This window comes from Methanobrevibacter sp. 87.7, assembly GCF_002208625.1.
In the GTDB taxonomy this organism is placed as follows: Archaea; Methanobacteriota; Methanobacteria; order Methanobacteriales; family Methanobacteriaceae; genus Methanarmilla.
The window spans coordinates 1-1,989 of sequence record NZ_MRCT01000231.1 but is presented as its reverse complement, the minus strand read 5'-3'; the positions used below and the strand labels follow the sequence as shown (position 1 = coordinate 1,989).

Annotated in this window: 1 protein-coding gene; it reads right to left on the bottom strand. The window is 24.6% G+C overall.

Features of this window, described 5'->3' with window-relative positions; translation table 11 throughout:
- Window positions 1-186 precede the first annotated feature (186 nt).
- The gene (locus tag BGI41_RS07885; RefSeq protein ID WP_088540151.1) at window positions 187-1,875 is read right to left on the bottom strand and encodes a DUF128 domain-containing protein; all 1,689 of its coding nucleotides are present in this window, start codon (window positions 1,873-1,875) and stop codon (window positions 187-189) included.
- Between the last annotated feature and the right edge of the window lie 114 nt (window positions 1,876-1,989).

Genomic DNA, 1,989 nt, shown 5'->3' with positions numbered 1-1,989 from the left:
TATTTATAATTATAATTTTGGTTGTTTTTTATTTAAATTTAATATTTAGCTGTTTTTATTAAATTTTATCTTTAAAATAAGTTTTTATTTTATAATGTTATGTTAGCTACTATTTTTTGTAAAATAACTGTTTTTTAATTTTTTAAAAATAAATAAATAGTTTTTAAATTAATTTATATTTTTAATTTAAAACTTATTCATTTCGTTAATTGGCATTAAACCTTCAAGTGCTTTTACTTTAATATTGATACCATTTTCAATAATTGCAGCAATTGAGTTTAAACCACTACCTGCAACAACACCAAAATTATAATTATCAACTTTAGCATTGTATACTACTTCTCTTGGTTTACCTACTTTATATATAGATAATACATCCCCATCTAATTTATCTAAAATAACTTCTGCATCATCTCTTGCTATCATCGGTACTTCTTTAATAGATGCAAGAATTTTCTGTGCTGTATTCTTTTTAGTAATTGAGGTTAAATTTTTAAATATGTATATTTTATGTGGATCTATTGATGAACCACCATATGAAATAAGTTCTGTAAATAATGATGGATTTCCAATTTCAAGTAATCCTCCATATTTTGGTAAACTCATAATTCCATTTTTAATTAAAACTCCATCAACTGAAAGACTACATACTGTAGCTATTCCTAATTTATTTTCATCTTTTTCATTTTTAACTAATTTATAGTAAGGATTTATATAATTTGGATAATCATTATATGTTTTTTCCATAATATCTAATGCATCATCTACATCTTCTTTATTAATATATGAAATATTAGCGATTATATTTCCTTTTTTAGTTTTATAGTTATAATCTACTTTTTGTATAAGATTCCATGATTTTGAAAGTAAAAACGGAATTTTTTCATATTTTGCTTTGTTATTAGGTCTTTTAAGAATAGTATTTGTAGTTGTAATAGGTTTTAATTCCTCATAATCATTAAGATCTTCACCTAATTTTATATCTACATCATAATCTAATTCTTGTGCAGCACAAAATGGAGTAACTCCTCCACATATCGCAACACCAACTGTTCCTTGAGGTACCGGTACACCTAATATATCCTGTCCTTCTTTTCCTATAGCAATTACTCCATTTATATTTGCTTTTTTAAGTTTATTTATTATTTTAACTACTTTATCACGAGCAACACTAGGAATAACTCTAAAGTTTGCAGGAATTGTTCCATTACCCTCTTCTACAACATTTAGTACAGAAGTCATATTTTTTCCAATAAATGCATCTAAAGGAGTAATTGATGTTTTTTTGTAAGAAATAAGTTCTGTAAAACGTTTAGGTACATAATCTTTAACTTCTATTAATCCTCCATATTGTGGTTGTGTACTTATACCATTATTTAATAATACACCATCAATTGTTGTTCCACAAATTGTTTTAAGACTATACCCTTCTTTTCCTTTGTATACATCTTTTTCAAGTTTAACAAGAGGACTTACAGCGATATTTGCTTGGAAAACTTTTTTAATTAATTCTAACCCATCATCATCAAATATATGTGATGTATTAACAATAACATTTCCAGTTTTATTTTTTGGATTAAATGTAGTTTGGTAAATGTATTCTTCAAATTTTGAAAATGTAAAATCTACTTGATCGTATACAAGACCTTTTTCTAATATAGATTTTCCGAGTTCTGTAATTTTTCTTCCAGAATAACCTATCCGTTCTGTATAACCTTTCTCATCTAAAAGTTGCATATGATAACGAACAGCTCTTTCTCCTAAATTATACCCTTTGTTTTTTAATTCATTTGCTATTTTTTTAGAACCTACAGGCTTTTCAGCTTGTTCTAAGATTCTTAAAATTTCAATAGTCTTGTGTTCTGATTCAGACATATAACACCTTTTATTTTATTATTTTTACTAAGTTTTATAAAATTATAGGATTTTTCCTAAATTTTATATCGTTTTTAACTTATTATAAAAAATTAAATATTTATATTATTATTT